The organism is Staphylococcus sp. 11511212, from assembly GCF_011394755.1.
GTDB lineage: Bacteria > Bacillota > Bacilli > Staphylococcales > Staphylococcaceae > Staphylococcus > Staphylococcus chromogenes.
Genome location: NZ_JAANBQ010000017.1, coordinates 66,216 through 82,136, shown reverse-complemented (window position 1 = coordinate 82,136; position 15,921 = coordinate 66,216). Strand labels below are relative to the sequence as shown.

Genomic DNA, 15,921 nt, shown 5'->3' with positions numbered 1-15,921 from the left:
TAGAAAATAATTGTTACCATTTTGTAATATAACTGATACTTAAAGGAATAACTACTCTTACTTCTCAAAGGGTAATAGGTAAAAGAAGAAGTGAACCACATGCTGCGTTATGAACCAATCACAAAGTGAGTATTTTCACACTCATCTTGTTATAATCGAAGCGAGACTTTTTAGAAGGAGCGGATAAGATGATACTTGACCGTGTGAACCCAGAAGATTTATTTCCAACTGAGAAAGTAGGACCAGCTGTTCTAGGCATTATTGAATATGAAGTACAAGGACAAAGCGAATATGAAGGGGCCTATATCGCAACAAATGAGCGATTAATTATGAATGTAGATATGAACGGTCAATTTTATTACCGAAATATTCCTTATAACGATATTTCAAGTATTTCCTATGAAGACGGGAAGCTTTTGTTTGGTTTTGAAGTTGGAAAAGTCGCGATGAAATCTCTCAAAAGTAAAAATGTAGATGCATTTATTGCGTATGTACAACAACAAATGACACATGCAACTAAAACACAAAATTAGATGCAGAAGCTGATTTGAAGGGCTTTTGAGAAAAAATATTTCAAATTCGAAATAAAATCATTGACGCACGAAATGTTAGGGCGTATACTTTGAGTATAATATTTATACTGAAGTTGAGGTGACAATGGCATGAAAATAGAATTAGGTTTAACTTCATTTGCCGACAACCACGAAATCTATACTGAAGAAGGATCCTCCCCAGCACTTTCAAATGCTGAACGTATTCGTCACATCGTCGAAGAAATTCAAGTTGCGGATGAAGTAGGCTTGGATGTCTATGGTCTTGGGGAACATCATCGCCCAGATTATGCAGTCTCAAGCCCTGCTACAGTGCTTGCGGCAGCAGCAGCGACCACTAAAAATATAAAATTGTCTTCTGCTGTGACAGTGCTTTCTTCAGACGATCCTGTACGTGTGTATCAACAATTCTCTACAGTTGATGCCATTTCAAATGGACGTGCTGAAATAATGGCGGGTCGAGGCTCATTTATAGAATCTTTCCCATTATTTGGGTACGATTTAAATAACTACGAACAATTATTTGATGAAAAATTGCAACTTTTAATGGATATTAACAAAAATGAAATTGTTCATTGGGAAGGCAGCATGAGACCTAAAATTGATGGTTTAGGTGTATATCCTAGAGCGGATAAGGAAATTCCAATTTGGCTTGCAACTGGAGGCACTCCAGAGTCTTCTCTTAAAGCAGGTGCGTTAGGTTTGCCGATTACTTATGCTATTATAGGAGGTAATCCAAAACGATTTGCGCGTAATGTTGCGATGTATAAAGCAATCGCAGAGTCCAATGGCTTTAATGCAGACGACTTACAAGTTGCTTCACACTCATGGGGTTATGTGGCAGATACTGATGAACAAGCACAAGCTGAATATATGCCAGCAACAGAAGCCCATCATAACATTATTGCGAAAGAACGTGGATGGCCACCGTTTACGTTAGAACACTTCCAACGTGAAATTGGTCCAAATGGCGCAATGTATGTAGGTAGCCCTGAAACAGTCGCACAAAAAATTATTGATACTGTTGAAGCATTAGGACTTACACGTTTTATGTTACACCTTCCAATAGGGTCAATCCCGCATGAACGTACACTTCGTTCTATCCGTTTATTCGGTGAGAAAGTAAAACCAATTGTAGATCAATATTTTGAAAATAAATAATTAAGGAGAGATTTAACAATGTTATTAAGATATGTAACAAATTTAAAATTAGCAAAAGAATTACTTGGAGCAGCTAAACCTAAATTAAAAAACGATCAAGGGATGAGAGATGCATTTGAATCATTCAATCTATCACCTGAGCTCGTACGTGTTGTAGGTGCAGCTGAAGGCGCAGCAGCCGTATTATTCGGTTTAAGTATTTTTAATAAACGTTTATCTCAAGCAGCATCAATCATCACAGTTATCGTACTTGGTGTAGCAATACAAAAACACTTTGCTGCTGGACATGGTAAAGAAGGCGCTAAAGCTGCAATTGATATTGCTTCAATGGCAGGTTTAAGCTTAGCAGATACGTTAGTAAGCCGTAAATAAATTTTAAAGTAATAGATTCCGATAAAATAAGCAAAACAGGTTAGGACAATGGTTCTAACCTGTTTTTGTATTCAAAATCACCTCAAAAAGTGAGTGGTTTAAGAATATTTTGAATATATTTCCAGAAAGTAATTGAAAAAAACACGTCAACGGTTTAGAATACAATATATAATAAAATAAATTTCCAAGTAAATATAGTTTTAGAAAAACAGAACGTTACGTATACATCTTGGATAGACAACTTTGGGGTGATTAAAAATGAGAAAATATCCAATTAAAAACATGAAAGAATTCATTGCGATGACGCGAACAGTCAAAGAAACATCAACTCTCATAAAACAAAAACATGGACTGACATACGAAGAAATGTACATTCTTGTTTATGTTTATGAAAAAAGGCTTCCAGCATACAATGTGAAAGACATCATTACGGTTTCAAAATTTAAACCCTACTACATCACAAAAGCATTACAGAAACTTAAAGAACAAGGATATTTATCTAAAAAACGTAATGAACAAGATGAACGTACCGTAATTATTGAAATTACAAAAGATCAATACAAAATGATTGACCAACTGTTCAAACAAATAGAAACGCTGTTTTGATAAAGATGTATTGCATTAAATCAATGGATATATAACTCAGAGCATAATCATGCGTGACATTCTGGATAAATACTTAAGATGTTTTATGACAACGCGTCATCGAGAGCTAAAACAAATTCTATGTTTTAGCTCTCCTTTTTTTATTTAAATGTTTAATGAGTCATTCAAAATTTGATTTATATTCATTTGAATGGGAACTTATGGTGGATTATATTATAATGTTGAGTGAGATGATAAGAAATAAAGCGAAAGAGAGTGAAAGATATGCAATCCGTATTAATTCAATCTGAGATTCAAAAGAAATGGATAGATAAACTAGAGTCTCAAAGAGCGACTTTTGAATCATTCGCACATGATAATGATCAAAATGCCTCATTTCCGCATCAAAATATTCAATGGCTGATTGACGAAGGCTATACTCAGTTAACGCTACCCAAAGCGTATGGAGGGTATGGTGCAACAATTGAAGATATGGTTATTCTGCAAACTTTACTAGGTTCTATGGACGGTGCTACAGCCCTTTCAATTGGATGGCATATGGGGTTAATTGGTGAATTATTTGAAAAACAGGATTGGGATGAAAAATTATTGAATCAACTTGCTGAAGAGGTTAAAAAAGGGGCTTTGATTAATCGCGCAGTGAGTGAAGCTGAAACTGGGAGCCCAACGCGAGGAGGCCGCCCTGCCACATATGCTGAGCGTCAGGGAGAATATTATGTATTGAATGGGGTGAAAACGTTTACGTCTATGAGCCCAGCTTTAACACATATTTTAGTGGCAGCCTACATTCCAGAGAAAGAAACAGTAGGATTTTTCTTAATCAAAACGCCTACAGAAGGGTTAACCATCGCAGACAATTGGGACATGGTCGGTATGCGTGCGACTGAAAGTCATGACCTTATTTTAAAAGATGTCAAAGTTCCCCTCGAACATCTCGTTGAACTTAAAGGTCAAGGGCCTAAGTTTCAAAATGGATGGTTGCTTCACATTCCTAGTGCTTATTTAGGCATTGCACAAGCCGCAAGAGATTATGCATTTCAATTTGCAACCACACACCAACCCAATAGCATTGAAGCCCCGATTGGTGAATTGCCAGTGGTTCAACAAAATTTAGGCAAAATGGAAACGAAATTACTCGCAGCGCGACATATGTTATGGAGTACAGCGCACGCCTATCAATCAGATTTATCAATGCAGTCCATCTCTAACGAAACAAGCGCAAGTAAAATCATTGTGATGAATGAAGGATTGGACGTAGTTGATCTTGCCATGCGTGTCGTTGGTGCTAAAAGTTTAGAAATGTCACGTCCGTTACAACGATATTATCGTGATATGAGAGCAGGGTTGCACAATCCACCGATGGAAGATATGGCCTATAGTCAAATTGCACAAATGGCCCTTAAAGCAGTACCAACGCATGATAATAAGTAGATCCATAATCAACCTAAATCTAGACTGTTGAAAGATAGAAAACACCTCTATATAATGAAACATATTACAAAATAGGAGATTCTCATCATGCGCTATTTTTTAGTCGTAGTTGGCGTCATCTTCACAATACTAGGTTTTCTAGGAGCTGTTTTACCTCTTTTACCCACCACTCCTTTTTTATTAGTAGCTGTGATTTGTTTTGCCAAAAGTTCGAGACGATTTCATGATTGGCTCGTCCAAACAAGCTTATATAAAGCTTATGTAGAAGATTTTAAAACGTATCGCGGTTATACAATGAGAAAGAAAATTCAACTTTTAATCAGTCTTTACATCGTTGTCGGATTTTCTTTTTGGATGATAGACATGCCAATCATTCGAATCGGTTTAGTCGTGATGGTCATTATGCAAACCATAGTACTGTTTACTTGGGTACGTACATTGCCCAAAAGTCATGATTTAAGAAAAAAATATGATACCTTCTAGCTTAAATGTTAAAAAGAAGGCATCATTGAAGAATATATTTGTTAAAAGCGGGGAGAGTGCTCATGAAGGCATTTCCTCCGCTTTTTGTGTTTGAAAAATTGTGTGAAACTATTGAAATACTGATTGCCTTAATCGGAGAAAGTGATGTATAATAATGATAATCATTTTCAATTGGAGGAAATCACATATGAAAAAATGGATCATTCCATTTGTCGTTTTAATGTTTGTTTTAGCGGCATGTGGTCAAAATAAAGATGAACAGTCATCAAAAGAAAGTCAAAAAACGTTGGCAATTAAAACAGCTGATGGAGAACAAAAAGTTAAAATCCCTGAAAAACCTGAGCGTATTGTTGTCTTAGCACCGACTTATGCTGGGGGCTTAAAATACTTAGATGCGAATATTGTTGGTGTTTCAAATCAAGTAGACCAAAGTCCAGTTTTGAAAAAACATTTCAAAAATGTGGATAAATTAGGGAATGAAGATGTTGAAAAAGTCGCGTCATTAAAACCAGATTTAATTATTACGTATAATACAGATAAAAATACGAAGAAACTCGAAAAAATTGCGCCTACTTTAGCGATGGATTATGCGCAATACAATTATTTAGAGCAACAAGAATTACTTGGGAAAATAATGAATAAAGAAAAAGAAGTTGCAGATTGGAAAGCAGATTGGGAAAAACAAACCCAAGAAGATGGTGAAGCTATTAAAGAAAAAATCGGAGATAATGCCACTGTGTCCATTTTCGAAGACTTTGATAAGAAAATCTATGCTTATGGAAAAAACTGGGGTCGTGGTAGTGAAGTGCTCTATCAAGCATTTGGCTTAAAGATGCCAGCTGAATTAGAAAAAGCAACGAAAAAAGAAGGATGGAAAGAAATCTCTAAAGAAGAAATCGGGACTTATGCTGGGGATTACATTGTAAAAGCAAAAGTACCAAATGCAGCAGAACCTGAGTTCTCTAAAACCGCGATGTGGTCAAATTTACCAGCAGTTAAACAACAACATGTGATTGAAGCAAATTCAAATGTTTATTGGTACAATGATCCATATTCATTAGATGTAATTCGTCAAGATTTGAAAAAACAATTGTTAAAATAGTCCTACTACAGAAGTTAAAATCTCTACCTTATTAATTTTTATTTAAAATAGCCATCAAAATTTATCAGAGGGTAAGTTTTGATGGCTTTCTAATATATGTGAGACCCTAAATTCTAATAATATGAACAGTAAACTTCAAATATTGGACTAAAACTGCATTACATAAAAATTTGAGTGCTGAAATTAAGGCTTATGTCATATTGTAAACAAACTAGAAATAATGTTTACATTCGTGTATAATACGGCAATGGTGATGCCTTGACTTCTAGGAGGAACAAAACTAAAGAATTGCCCATATAATGTTTACATGAATAAGGAGGAAAGTGACGTGAAAACACGATTACTTGTTTACACAGCTTTAATGACGGCAATTATTGCTGTAATGGGGTTTGTACCGGCGATACCTTTGCCATTTATACCGGTACCTATTGTTTTACAAAATATTGGAATATTTTTAGCAGGAATGATTTTAGGACGTAAATACGGCACGCTTAGTGTACTCGTATTTTTATTACTTGTTTTATGTGGTGCACCTCTCTTATCTGGAGGCCGTGGGGGCATTGGTGTATTAATGGGACCAAGTGCTGGGTTTCTCATTATGTATCCCGTCGTTACATATTTAATGGGGTGGATGCGTGATCGCCATTTTAATGGCTTAAATGTCATCAAAGTATTTTTTATCATTTTAATTTTTGGTGTTGTATTATTAGATGTAGTAGGAGCAATTGTGATGGGCTTTGTGATTCATATGCCAATCTCTAAAGCATTGGTGCTCTCACTCACATTCTTACCTGGGGATATTATTAAAGCAATCATCGCATCTATCATCGCGATGGCTTTAATCAAAAATCCGGTGACAGGACGTATTTTTAAAAATGTATAATCTATCTTAAAGGGGAGGATACATGTGAACCATGTATCATTAAAAAACATTTATACTGATGGGCACCTTGTTGAAACAGCGCAACGCTATACGAGATATTTAACACCAGAGCAACCTTTAAAATTTGATGCAAATAAATGGCAATATCATGAAATGCCAGATATTTTAACTTTTAAAGGAGACATGATGTGGCAAGAACAACATCATTTGGCCCAAGGCTCTCGTCATATTCATTTTGACTTTCCAGAGGATCAAACATTGTCACAAGATATGTTGCGTTTTTTAAGAGCCTCCGGTTTTGAACTCGGATGCGTTGAGATGTATGCCATTGAAGGTAGAGAACTCCAAAGCTTAACAGATGAGCCTATCTGTTTGAAAAAAGTGACCTTACAAACAGTACAAGATTACCTCGAGATATTTAATCTTGTGGGGGCACCATATGGAGAAGACTACTTGAAAGAAGCAGGTCAACATATTATCGAACAAGTGACACAAGGCACCCCTTGTTTGGAATATTATGTCGCCTATGAAAATGGACCTGTTGGGATTCTCAATTTAATTCAAACGCGCAACACTGTAGAAATAGACGGTTTTGCTGTCAAACCAGAACTACAAGGACGCAAGATTGGCACGCGGATGCAAGCGCAAGTGGGTAAAATCGCAAAACAGCGACTTGTCATTTTAGTGGCTGATGCTGAAGATACGGCCAAAGAGATGTATGTGAAACAAGGCTATACGTATTTGCATTTTCGATATAGTGCATTATTAGAAAAAAATACTTAGAATTATAATCTATAAAATTGAACGGGACTTAGAAATTTGGCTAGTGTCAGCCTCTGTCTAAGTCCCATTTTTTAATCAATTTTTTGAGTTATGCGTTTTGCATGACTATAGATATTAAAATGTCCATCACGCACAAAACCTATTGTAGTGATGTTTAAGTCATTCGCCAATTGAATAGCTAATGTTGTCGGTGCAGATTTTGAAATAATCATACCGACCCCAATTTTCGCAGCTTTAATTAAAATTTCAGACGAAATGCGACCGCTGAAGATTAAGACTTTATCTCTTACTGAAATTTCATTTTGTATACAGTATCCATAGAGTTTATCTAAAGCATTATGTCTACCGATATCTTGTCGGTGAATATAAAATTCCTGGCCATCACTAATGGCAGCATTATGTAAGCCACCCGTCGCTTGAAACGTTGCACTTTCATCTTGTAAGCGCGCCATTAAAGTTAAAACTTGTTCAGGATGGAGATTGAGGTTGCTCATGGATGTTTTGGCAATCGCTGCATCATTTTGAAAGTAAAACTCACGGCTTTTTCCACAACAGGACGCAACGAGGCGTTTGGTTGAAAGTTGTACACGGTCATGTACGTTGTACGTAATCTCCACATGGGCAAAACCTTTACTATCATCAATGTCAAGTTGCTTTAATTCTTTACGTTTCAATATGACACCCTCAGAAGCTAAAAAGCCTAGTACTAATTCTTTCAAGTTGGTCGGGCTACAAATGACGGTCGCAAATTCTTCACCGTTTACCATAATGGTTAATGGGAACTCTGTCACATAATCATCGTATGTTTCAAAAAGTTCGCCATCTTCATACCGAATAATTTTTTGATTATAGTTGATATCTCGATTCACCCCGAACCCCCCCTTATTTCAATATGTTTATTTTACGCTTAAAATCAAATTTAGCAAACTGATGTGTTTGTCGTATGAGTGATACTTTGAAAGTGAAGAAAGTTTTTAATCCAACGTGCAATTTAACGATACTTATATGATAATAGACGTAAAGTTTAATTTATAAAATTTGAAAGGGGTATTTTCTATATGAAAAAAATTTGGCTATTAAGTATGAGCTTAATCGTCTGTCTTTTAATGATTGCAGGTTGTGGCCAAAATAGTTCAAAGTCAGAGCACTCTGATGCATCAAAAGAGAATACACTTACAATTTCAGCTGCAGCTAGTCTAACTGACGTCACAAAAGCATTAGAGAAAGAATTTAAAAAAACACATCCAGATACAAAAATTGATTTTAATTATGGTGGCTCTGGCGCTTTAAGACAACAAATTGAAAAAGGAGCACCCGTAGATGTGTTTATGTCTGCGAACACGAAAGATGTCGATACGTTAAAATCAAAAGATAAAGTGATAGAAACTTACGACTATGCGCATAACAAATTAGTGTTGATTAAACAAAAAGGACAACCCACAAAAACATTAAACCAACTTTCAAAAGAGGATCATCTTGCGCTCGGAGAGGTTGAGTCTGTCCCTGCAGGAAAATATGCAAAAACGTATTTAGAAAGAGAAGGTCTTTGGAAACAAGTACAGCCACAAATCGTTTATACAAAAGATGTTCGAGAAGTGTTAAACTATGTTGATAAAGGCAATGCCACATACGGTTTTGTTTATGAGACAGACTTATACGCGGGGAACACACAAAAATCAGGTGTTGAAAAAGTAAAAGCCGTTAAGCTAAATCAACCTATTACATACCGCATGGGTCGTATTTCAGATAATAAAGCCAGTAAAGCATGGTCTAAATTTATGAAAAGCGATAAAGCTAAAGCAATTTTAAAAGATTATCATTTTGAACAATAGGTGATTGTATGGCTGATTTAACGCCATTATGGATTTCATTACGTGTCGCATTTATCAGTACGGTGATTGTCATTATTTTAAGTATTATTTTGGCAAAATTACTTTACAATAAGCAGAATACGTGGACAAGATTAATTGAAAGTTTTTTGTTGTTGCCCATTATTTTGCCACCCACAGTTTTAGGTTTTTTACTTCTGATTGCCTTTTCTGTTGAGGGCGCATTTGGACATTTTATAACTCACGTGCTAGGAATACAAGTTGTTTTTTCGCTTGTAGGCGCTACTGTAGCCTCTGTCATAGTGAGTTTCCCATTAATGTATCAACACACCGTTCAAGGATTTCGCAACATCGATCGACAGATGTTAAACGCAGCGAGAACGATGGGGGCCTCAGAGTCTAAAATATTTTTTAAATTAATTCTCCCTTTGTCGAAACGTGCACTTATCGCAGGGGCAATGTTAGCTTTTGCGCGTGCCATCGGGGAGTTCGGTGCGACGTTAATGGTAGCAGGTTATATTCCTGGTCGTACCAATACATTACCTTTAGAAATTTATTTTCTTGTTCAACAAGGGCAAGAAAATAAAGCATGGCTATGGGTGCTCGTATTAGTTGCATTTTCTATTACGATTATTGGAACGATGAATATGCTCAACAAAGAGCATTACAAAGAGAGGGATTAGATGTTAAATATTTATATTAAACACCATGTTAATCGTCATCTTATTCAACTCAATATTCATACTGAGAATCCTAAAATATATGCTATCGCAGGCGTTTCTGGAGTGGGGAAAACGACCCTTTTAAACATGATTGCTGGTTTACGTACACCAGAAGAGGGGCGTATCCAAATTGGAACACGCACATTGTTAGATACGCAAAAAAAGTTAACGCTTCCCACACAAAAGCGTAAAGTGGGCTATTTGTTTCAAGATTATCAATTATTTCCGCATATGACGGTCCTTCAAAATATTGAATTTATGCATCCTGAAAAAGCGCATGTGGCCAAATTATGTGACGCGCTAAAGATTGAACACTTAAAACATGTCTATCCGGATCGATGTTCGGGAGGAGAGCGGCAACGCGTCGCCCTTGCACGTGCACTAAGCCAAAAGCCTGACTTATTACTCTTGGATGAACCGTTTTCAAGTTTAGATGATGACACGAAAGAAGAGAGTATGGCTTTAATTCAAAATATTTTTGCGGAGTGGCAAATTCCAATTATATTTGTGACGCACTCCAAATATGAGGCCTCTCAGTTGGCGCATGAAACCCTACACATTAAAGTAACGGAATCAGAAATCTTATAAAAATTTATAAGCGCGATGTGGCAACCACTTTTAAAACTGTAAGTTACCGATCGAGGGTGACAGGTACGTCAGTCATTATATTTAAGGCGAGGACATTTTCATGTTCTTGCCTTTTTTATATAAACCGACAGTAAGTTATTTCATTGAGACATCTTACAGTTGAACGTATAATAGAAATCATAGACGATGTGAGAAAGGTATAGTTGACTGATGCAAAATCGATATTCAAGACAAATTTTATTTCAAGATATAGGAGAAAAAGGGCAGCGAAAAATCAATGAGAAAACAGTCTTAATTGTCGGCATGGGGGCTTTAGGGACACATCTGGCAGAGGGATTAGTGCGTGCTGGAATTAAAAAACTACGGCTGATAGACCGAGATTATATTGAGGCCTCTAACCTTCAGAGACAAACGCTGTTTAATGAGGCGGATGCAAATGAGGCCACACCCAAAGTCGTCGCAGCTGAACGCGCCCTGAAAAAAATTCGTTCAGACGTGATCATTGAATCGGTCATTAATCATGCCGATGTTCATGTTTTAAATGAACTTGTTGAGGATGTTGATTTAATTATGGATGCGACAGACAATTTTGATACCCGCATGATGATTAATGATGTCGCATACAAAAATCAGATTCCATGGATTTATGGTGGAGTTGTGCGGAGTACATATGTTGAGGCGCCTTTTATTCCTGGACAAACGCCTTGTTTTCAATGTTTAATTCCACAAATCCCATCCATGAATTTAACGTGTGATACAGTAGGGGTGATTCAGCCTGCTGTTACCATGACCACCAGTTTTCAATTGAGAGATGCGCTCAAGATTTTAACTGAGACGCCTTTCACGCCAAAGCTAACGTATGGAGATATTTGGGAAGGCACTCACCACACGTTTGGATTTCGTAAATTACACCGTCAAGAGTGTCCCACATGTGGTGCGCATCCAAGCTTCCCATTTCTTGTCCAACAACAACCTCAAATGGCAACGTTATGTGGCCGAGATACAGTACAATATCAACACCCAGAGGTTCATTTTGAGGATTTAATCACGTTTTTAGATAAACATAGAATCGCTTATAAAAGTAATGGCTATATTGTACAATTCATGTTTCAGAATCATCGCATCGTCGGCTTTCAAAATGGCCGATTGTTAATTCATGGGATGACAGATGTTAATCAAGCCTACACCATTATTAATCAACTTTTTGGATAAAGGAGACATAAGATGCATACAAATGTAGATTTAGGAAGAAATATTAAATGTGCAGTTTTAACCGTATCAGATACACGAAATGTAGAGACGGATAAGGGAGGCAAATTGGTTTTAGACTTTTTAAAAACACTCAATACAGAGGTTGCCCCCGAATGTTATACGATTGTTAAAGACGATATTTCTCAGATTCAAGCGCAAGTCTCTTCTTGGCTGCAAGAAGGTGTAGAAGTGATTATTACGACTGGAGGTACAGGCATTGCACAGCGTGATTGCACGATTGAAGCCATTCGTCCATTACTCGAAAAAGAAATAGAAGGTTTTGGAGAGTTATTTAGATATTTAAGTTACGTTGAAGATGTAGGAAGTAGGGCATTACTTTCCCGTGCGATTGGAGGCACTGTAGGGCATCAATTGATTTTTTGTTTGCCAGGCTCTACGGGGGCTGTCACTTTAGGAATGAAAAAGTTAATTATGCCAGAATTAAATCATCTTGTTCACGAACTGAACAAATAAAATAAAGGACGATGCTCATGTATGAAAATGAGATCGTCCCTTATGGATGGGATAGAATTGAAGGTTTAATAGGAGTTATTGATTAAGCATTACGTTGAAAATCAGATTTACCGCCTGTTTTTTGAATTAAATAAGTTTCTCCGATAATCATGCCTTTATCAACTGCTTTACACATATCATAAATCGTGAGAGCAGTCACTGAAGCTGCCGTTAAGGCTTCCATTTCTACTCCTGTTTTACCTGTCGTGGACACCTTACTTGTAATTTGAAGCACAAAAGTAGTTTCTTGTTGTGTCCATTCAAACTCGATATCAATCCCTGTCAAAGGTAATGGATGACACATAGGAATAATCGTGGCTGTATTTTTGGCAGCCATAATGCCAGCGATTTGTGCTGTATTTAGAACATTTCCTTTTTTAGCGGTATTATTCACAATTTGATTGTAGATAGTATCATTCACTTGAATGCTTGAGTGTGCGATAGCTGTACGACGCGTGACATCTTTATTTGAAACATCCACCATTTTAGCGTGGCCTTGTGTATTAAGATGAGTAAATTCAGACATGTTATACCTCCTGATATAAAGTAAAGTTAGTATAGCATGAATTGATTAAAATGTTAGGAGTGGACGGAATGACATTGAAAAAAAGACAACCTATCCCGGTAAGTGAGGCAATCTCTCGATGTTTGAAACAAAATATACGAATGACGAAAACGAAGGTCGACTTATACGAAGCGGAAGGATATATTCTTGCTGAAGATATCGTTGCGACTTATGATATTCCTAGGTTTGACAAGTCGCCATATGATGGATTTGCGATACGTAGTCAGGATAGCGAAGGGGCAAGTGGTGACAACCGTATCGCTTTTAAGGTTATTGATCATATTGGGGCAGGGAGCGTTTCAGCTGAAACATTAAAAGAAGGTGAAGCGGTTCGTATTATGACAGGTGCAGAAATGCCTAAGGGCGCAGATGCTGTAGTCATGTTAGAACAAACGGTTCAAACCGAAGAAGGCTTCACGTTACGTAAACCTTTTTCTCACCATGAAAATGTCTCATTAAAAGGTGAAGAAACACAAACAGGCGATGTGGTCCTTTCTGAAGGACAACGCTTGAACGCAGGGGGCATCGCAGTATTGGCCACTTTTGGTTATCGACAAGTCCCAGTGTACCAAAAACCGACTGTGGCGATTATTGCGACAGGGAGTGAGTTACTAGATGTTGAAGATGAGCTTGAACCAGGAAAAATCCGAAACTCTAATGGACCAATGATTCACGCGCTTCTTCGACAAGAAGGTATTGTAGCTGAAATATATAAAATTCAAAAAGATGATTTTGAAAGTAGTTTAGAAGTTGTAAAAACAGCTGCAGAAAGTCATGATATTGTGATTACGACAGGTGGCGTATCTGTCGGTGACTTTGATTATCTTCCAGACATTTATCGTGCCTTAAATGCAGAAGTTTTATTTAATAAAGTGATGATGCGTCCGGGAAGTGTAACGACTGTTGCCGTGACCGATAATACATTTTTATTTGGATTATCAGGCAATCCTTCTGCGTGTTTTACGGGTTTTGAACTGTTTGTCAAACCCACGATGTATCGCATGATGGGTGCCCATCGATATTATCCAATGCTCATTCAAGCGACATTGATGGAAGACTTTAAAAAAGCCAATCCATTTACACGTTTTGTACGTGCGACCGCTTCATTTGACGGTCGAGCAGCAACAGTAAAACCTTCTGGATTTAATAAGTCAGGCGCTGTTGTCGCCATTGCACATAGTAATGCAATTATGGTCTTGCCAAGCGGTACACGTGGCTATAGCACAGGTCATCAAGTGGACGTTTTACTAACGAATTCGGAATATTACCAACAGGATTTTTATTTATGATTTTGCAAATCGTTGGCTTTAAAAACAGTGGAAAAACGCCAATTGTGGCACATGCAGTTCAATTTTTTAAATCAAAGGGCTATCCTGTTGTCACGATAAAGCATCATGGACACAAGGGTGAAGAAATTACGCTACCGGATGCTTCAGTAGACCATATGAAACATTTTCTAGCGGGTGCTGAACAAAGTATTGTACAAGGGCATCAATTTATTGAGACAATACAAAAAAATGAGGGAATCACCTTAGAGACTTTAATTAATGACTGTGTTACCATTGAAAACAGTATTATTTTAGTTGAAGGATATAAACATGCGCACTATGATAAATTGATTTTATATCGAGATGACAAAGAACTCGCTGAACTCAATCAATTGTCTGGTGTTAAATATAGATTACAACGTCATGAAAGTGAGATTGATTTTGAACAAGTTGATCACATGTTAATGACTTGGTTGTCAGAACTAGAGGATGGTTAATTTGAAACAATTTGAAGTGACAACAGAACCGATTGTCCCTGAAATTTATCGTGAATGGACACTCAATGAAAAGCAAGGGGCAGTGGTTGTGTTTACAGGGCACGTACGGGAATGGACGAAAGGCATTCGTACGGAATACTTAGAATATGAAGCATATGTACCTATGGCTGAAAAAAAACTTGCGCAAATTGGTGATGAAATTAGTGAAAAATGGCCCGGTACTGTGACGGCGATTGCACATAGAATTGGGGCATTAGATATTAAAGATATCGCAGTTGTGATTAGTGTCTCATCACCGCATCGTAAAGACGCTTATCGTGCAAATGAATATGCGATTGAACGCATTAAAGAGATTGTTCCCATTTGGAAAAAAGAGATTTGGGAAGATGGTGCCGAATGGCAAGGACATCAACGAGGGTATCATGAAGATGCAGTGAAAGGGGACCTATCATGAGAATATTATACTTTGCTGAAATGAAAGAGTTGTTAGATCGTTCTGAAGACCATTTTCATTTTGACTATGAAATTTCTGTCGAAGCATTAAAAACGCATCTATATCAAACTTATCCCATCATTCAAGGCAAAAAATTTCAAGTCGCTGTAAATGAAGAATTCGTGCAAAATGATGAAATGGTTAAACCGAATGATATTGTTGCACTTATTCCCCCGGTAAGCGGAGGTTAAATTAACGCAATGAAAGCAATCATATTAGCAGGTGGCGCATCTTCACGATTTGGTGCACCTAAGGCATTTGCCGAGATACATGAAGAGTATTTTTTTGAAAAAATTTATCATACCCTTGAATCAACGAATATGTTTAGCGAAATTATCATAAGCACTAATGAAGTATTGGCGTCTGAATTTGACGGATACCATGTAGTCATTGATGATGCCAAGCATAAAAGTAAGGGACCACTAAGTGGATTATACAGTGTCATGAAAGAAACAGAAGGAGATTTTTATTTTGTTATTTCTGTTGATACGCCGATGGTAACAGATAAAGCAATTAGCGAGTTATATCAGTTTTTAATTGCGAATTTAATTGAAGAACAATTATTAGTAGCCGGATTTCAGAGTGATGAGAGACCGATACCTACAATTGCTTTTTACCATAAAAATATATTACCGTCTATTGAAACAGCGCTAAATAGCAATGATTTCAGTATGCGGCATGTGTATCAATCTGTTTCTAATATGTGGTTAGATGTCAATAAAGTGGCATCGCCCGACTACTGGTACAAAAACATAAATTACAAAGAAGATTTAAGCGCATTAGAGAAAGAATTGAATCAATCCTATTGAGGGGAGGCGCAAAG

At 37.0% G+C, this 15,921-nt stretch carries 21 protein-coding genes; 19 read left to right on the top strand and 2 right to left on the bottom strand.

The genetic code is table 11. The features are described from left to right. Nucleotides 1-188: 188 nt before the first annotated feature. From G8Y84_RS10505 to G8Y84_RS11515, 9 genes are all read left to right on the top strand, one after another. Entirely contained in the window at nt 189-533 is a 345-nt protein-coding gene (locus G8Y84_RS10505) for a PH domain-containing protein (RefSeq protein ID WP_103158991.1), read from the top strand. A 129-nt stretch (nt 534-662) separates the two neighbouring features. Continuing rightward, nucleotides 663-1,712: an LLM class flavin-dependent oxidoreductase gene (locus G8Y84_RS10500; protein WP_037574872.1), complete on the top strand. Its 1,050-nt coding sequence runs from the start codon at nt 663-665 to the stop codon at nt 1,710-1,712. A gap of 18 nt (nt 1,713-1,730) precedes the next feature. Beyond that, nucleotides 1,731-2,084, top strand: a complete 354-nt coding sequence (locus G8Y84_RS10495) for a DoxX family protein (protein ID WP_037574870.1) — start codon at nt 1,731-1,733, stop codon at nt 2,082-2,084. A gap of 258 nt (nt 2,085-2,342) precedes the next feature. Then, on the top strand, nt 2,343-2,690 hold the full coding sequence (locus G8Y84_RS10490; protein ID WP_037574867.1) for a transcriptional regulator, SarA/Rot family: 348 nt from the start codon (nt 2,343-2,345) through the stop codon (nt 2,688-2,690). 264 nt (nt 2,691-2,954) lie between these two features. Beyond that, a complete protein-coding gene (locus G8Y84_RS10485) occupies nt 2,955-4,121 on the top strand; it encodes an acyl-CoA dehydrogenase family protein (protein ID WP_165806341.1) in 1,167 nt (388 codons plus the stop codon). A gap of 87 nt (nt 4,122-4,208) precedes the next feature. Then, nucleotides 4,209-4,604, top strand: a complete 396-nt coding sequence (locus G8Y84_RS10480; protein ID WP_037574862.1) for a YbaN family protein — start codon at nt 4,209-4,211, stop codon at nt 4,602-4,604. 187 nt (nt 4,605-4,791) lie between these two features. Further along, nucleotides 4,792-5,706: an ABC transporter substrate-binding protein gene (locus G8Y84_RS10475; protein ID WP_037574859.1), complete on the top strand. Its 915-nt coding sequence runs from the start codon at nt 4,792-4,794 to the stop codon at nt 5,704-5,706. A 328-nt stretch (nt 5,707-6,034) separates the two neighbouring features. After that, nucleotides 6,035-6,589, top strand: a complete 555-nt coding sequence (locus G8Y84_RS10470; protein WP_037574857.1) for a biotin transporter BioY — start codon at nt 6,035-6,037, stop codon at nt 6,587-6,589. A gap of 24 nt (nt 6,590-6,613) precedes the next feature. Further along, nucleotides 6,614-7,372: a GNAT family N-acetyltransferase gene (locus G8Y84_RS11515; protein ID WP_165806340.1), complete on the top strand. Its 759-nt coding sequence runs from the start codon at nt 6,614-6,616 to the stop codon at nt 7,370-7,372. A 71-nt stretch (nt 7,373-7,443) separates the two neighbouring features. Here G8Y84_RS11515 and fdhD read toward each other — a convergent pair whose 3' ends face one another. Continuing rightward, entirely contained in the window at nt 7,444-8,241 is a 798-nt protein-coding gene (gene fdhD, locus G8Y84_RS10460) for a formate dehydrogenase accessory sulfurtransferase FdhD (protein ID WP_037574851.1), read from the bottom strand. Between the two features lie 189 nt (nt 8,242-8,430). On the opposite strand from fdhD, the gene modA reads away from it, so the two are divergent. The 5 genes from modA (at nt 8,431) to G8Y84_RS10435 (ending at nt 12,236) form a co-directional block, all read left to right on the top strand. Beyond that, nucleotides 8,431-9,204, top strand: a complete 774-nt coding sequence (gene modA / locus G8Y84_RS10455; protein WP_165806339.1) for a molybdate ABC transporter substrate-binding protein — start codon at nt 8,431-8,433, stop codon at nt 9,202-9,204. Between the two features lie 8 nt (nt 9,205-9,212). Further along, nucleotides 9,213-9,884 carry a molybdate ABC transporter permease subunit gene (modB, locus tag G8Y84_RS10450; RefSeq protein ID WP_037574845.1) on the top strand — a complete coding sequence of 224 codons (672 nt, stop codon included), beginning with the start codon at nt 9,213-9,215 and terminating at the stop codon, nt 9,882-9,884. Further along, entirely contained in the window at nt 9,885-10,511 is a 627-nt protein-coding gene (locus G8Y84_RS10445) for an ATP-binding cassette domain-containing protein (RefSeq protein WP_037574842.1), read from the top strand. It abuts the gene before it with no gap. A 207-nt stretch (nt 10,512-10,718) separates the two neighbouring features. Further along, nucleotides 10,719-11,723 carry a ThiF family adenylyltransferase gene (locus tag G8Y84_RS10440; protein WP_037574840.1) on the top strand — a complete coding sequence of 335 codons (1,005 nt, stop codon included), beginning with the start codon at nt 10,719-10,721 and terminating at the stop codon, nt 11,721-11,723. A gap of 12 nt (nt 11,724-11,735) precedes the next feature. Then, nucleotides 11,736-12,236 (top strand): MogA/MoaB family molybdenum cofactor biosynthesis protein, encoded by a 501-nt coding sequence (locus G8Y84_RS10435; RefSeq protein WP_037574837.1) that lies wholly within the window; start codon nt 11,736-11,738, stop codon nt 12,234-12,236. Between the two features lie 82 nt (nt 12,237-12,318). On the opposite strand, the gene moaC is transcribed toward G8Y84_RS10435, so the two are convergent. Next, entirely contained in the window at nt 12,319-12,801 is a 483-nt protein-coding gene (gene moaC, locus G8Y84_RS10430) for a cyclic pyranopterin monophosphate synthase MoaC (RefSeq protein ID WP_037574834.1), read from the bottom strand. A 68-nt stretch (nt 12,802-12,869) separates the two neighbouring features. On the opposite strand from moaC, the gene G8Y84_RS10425 reads away from it, so the two are divergent. Genes G8Y84_RS10425 through mobA form a run of 5 tightly spaced genes read left to right on the top strand, consistent with a single transcriptional unit; the run spans nt 12,870 to nt 15,907 of the window. Then, the gene (locus G8Y84_RS10425; RefSeq protein WP_103158997.1) at nt 12,870-14,129 is read left to right on the top strand and encodes a molybdopterin molybdotransferase MoeA; all 1,260 of its coding nucleotides are present in this window, start codon (nt 12,870-12,872) and stop codon (nt 14,127-14,129) included. After that, nucleotides 14,126-14,605: a molybdopterin-guanine dinucleotide biosynthesis protein B gene (gene mobB, locus G8Y84_RS10420; protein WP_165806338.1), complete on the top strand. Its 480-nt coding sequence runs from the start codon at nt 14,126-14,128 to the stop codon at nt 14,603-14,605. The genes G8Y84_RS10425 and mobB overlap by 4 nt, the downstream gene beginning before the upstream one ends. 1 nt (nt 14,606) lies before the next feature. Next, on the top strand, nt 14,607-15,059 hold the full coding sequence (locus G8Y84_RS10415; protein ID WP_037574826.1) for a molybdenum cofactor biosynthesis protein MoaE: 453 nt from the start codon (nt 14,607-14,609) through the stop codon (nt 15,057-15,059). Then, nucleotides 15,056-15,289: a molybdopterin converting factor subunit 1 gene (moaD, locus tag G8Y84_RS10410; RefSeq protein ID WP_037574823.1), complete on the top strand. Its 234-nt coding sequence runs from the start codon at nt 15,056-15,058 to the stop codon at nt 15,287-15,289. Before G8Y84_RS10415 ends, moaD begins: the two co-directional genes overlap by 4 nt. 9 nt (nt 15,290-15,298) lie before the next feature. Continuing rightward, a complete protein-coding gene (mobA, locus tag G8Y84_RS10405; protein ID WP_037574821.1) occupies nt 15,299-15,907 on the top strand; it encodes a molybdenum cofactor guanylyltransferase MobA in 609 nt (202 codons plus the stop codon). Nucleotides 15,908-15,921: the final 14 nt, after the last annotated feature.